Origin of the sequence: Paraburkholderia panacisoli (assembly GCF_008369935.1) — a bacterium.
Classification (GTDB): domain Bacteria; phylum Pseudomonadota; class Gammaproteobacteria; order Burkholderiales; family Burkholderiaceae; genus Paraburkholderia; species Paraburkholderia panacisoli.
Genome location: NZ_VTUZ01000131.1, coordinates 1 through 1,710 on the forward strand (window position 1 = coordinate 1; position 1,710 = coordinate 1,710).

Annotated in this window: 1 protein-coding gene; it reads right to left on the reverse strand. The window is 65.0% G+C overall.

From position 1 onward, the window contains the following. Positions 1-477: 477 nt before the first annotated feature. Entirely contained in the window at positions 478-1,632 is a 1,155-nt protein-coding gene (locus FVF58_RS50915) for an IS110 family RNA-guided transposase (RefSeq protein ID WP_149676974.1), read from the reverse strand. Positions 1,633-1,710 lie beyond the last annotated feature (78 nt).

The window sequence follows — 1,710 nt, forward strand, 5'->3', positions numbered from 1 at the left end:
AAGGACGGGGATTCCTTCTATGAGCAGGAAGTTGTCAAGGCCTTTCATAAAGTGACTTGGTCTCGAATCATCGGCCGGGTCCTTCTGGCGCCTCCGCGCCGAAGCGCCGTAGAGCGGGGTCAAGGGCAGGCGAAGCCTGGCGCGGCGGACCCCCTTGACGCTGCGAAGGCGCGATATGCTGGCGTAGGGTGGCGGGCGCGAGTTATTGCGCTCGCCACCATGCAAGCGCATTTTGTGTCCAGGTCTGAAGCCGATCATCGCGCGCGTCAGACTTGACGTCCGACCACCTTCTATCCGCCGGCGCGTGGCCGGCCTCATCCTGCATGCGCGTTGCGCCGGAATCATCCGGGACATTGCCCCATCTACATGAATCGGTTGCGTCAGCAACCCAGGAATCCCCACGGGCATGTCCACTCCAGACTGTCTGCTACGTACTGCCTGGCCAAACCTTACCTCCTTCCTGCTAAACCTGAGGACTCAAGCCGACTTTAGGTGTGCGCCTTCGGGAATCACGCCGTCCTTCAGATAGCGCCATAGTGCAATCGCGAGGCGCCGTGCCACCGCGACGATCGCGATGCGCCGCGCGCGACGATTCGGGCCCGTGCCCTGCGTGCGCCGGTTAAACCACTGCGCGAGCGCACTGTCAGGCTGGTAGCGCAGCCAGTTCCACGCCATCTCGATCAGCAGCGCGCGCACGCGTCGGTTGCCTTGCTTGCTGATCCCCTGGTCGACCTGGCTCTCGCCACTGTCGTACGGCTGCGGCACCAGCCCGACACACGCTCCCACCTGGCGCCGGTTGCTGAACTCCCTCCAGAACAGCTCCAGCGCGAGGCGCGACGCGCCCACTTCGCCAATCCCCTTCAGGCGCGCCAGGTCATCACTTCGCTGGCGCGCGGGTGCCGGCACGCTCGCCTGGCGCGTCTTCTCGAGTATGGCGAGTTGCTGCTCCGCCAGTGCCAGCCGTTCACACTCACGCAGCAGCCGCTCCCGCAACTCGGGCGGCAGCGGCGTGCCGTCGTGGCACGTCACCTCGTTACGGGCGAGCCGGCCGGCAAAGGCCTTGTGATCGACCTCATCCCAGCAGCCAAGCGTGACCAGCAGTTTGCGCATGCGGTCGCGATGCTGCAGCACTTCCTTCTGCAGTTCCCCGCGATCGCGCATCAGCTGGCGCGACGCTTCGTCCTGCGGCGACGGCACGTGAACCACGTGCATGCGGTCGCGCTCGCCGCGCAGCCACGCGCGCAGGTTGATCACCAGCTTGATGACGTCGAGCCGGTCGGTCTTCGCGCGTCGCTGGTGGCGTTCGACTGGAATGCTCGCTGGATCGACGACATAACACTCGATGCCGCGCACCTGCAGCGCGCGACAGATCCAGAACGCGTCCTGGCCGGCTTCGTAGCTGACGACGGTGCGTACGCCAGCCGGGAGCGACCACTTCTCCTTGTGCGCCTCGATCAGGTCCAGTACCGCCTGCAGACGCGCCGCGGCCTGCGGCTGCGCGACCGTGTGCACGGCCGGCTTCTCGCGCCGGCCGTCGTGCAGCGCGACCTTCCACTTCGCCGCAGCCAGCTCGAGTGATACCGCCAGCACCACTTCCTCACCACCCGTCATGAACGTCTGATCCGTGCGCATGATGTTCTCCTTTGAACAGCACTCGACACTCTGATTTTACGTATCAGTTCGTCGACGACCCCTGCTCATAGGATCTAC

Coding starts and splice junctions, on each gene's coding strand:
- FVF58_RS50915 (WP_149676974.1), bottom strand. CDS start 1,632: ATGCGCACGGATCAGACGTTCATGACGGGTGGTGAGGAAGTGGTGCTG.